Raw genomic sequence first — 248 nt, 5'->3', positions numbered from 1 at the left:
AGGAAAGTCTAAGTGTATTAAAGTAATATTGAATTTAAAATCATGTTTCTGCTTAGGATATCGCATAAGAAAAAACTCTTTGTCTGAATAAAATAATGTATTAACAATTTTGGGAGATGGGAACATTGAAGCCCAGCAAAGGTCGAATGAGTCAATATAGAATATTAAATTCAGATGAAAGCCTCTCTAAGTATCTTTTAGAAACTGATTTATTTTCTGAAGCATCATTATTTTCATTTTTAGAAAAG

Origin of the sequence: Bacillus sp. JJ1503, from assembly GCF_036965125.1 — a bacterium.
Taxonomy (GTDB): Bacteria; Bacillota; Bacilli; order Bacillales; family Cytobacillaceae; genus Cytobacillus.
The sequence above is the reverse complement of the archived record's forward strand: the minus strand, read 5'-3'. Positions refer to the sequence as shown.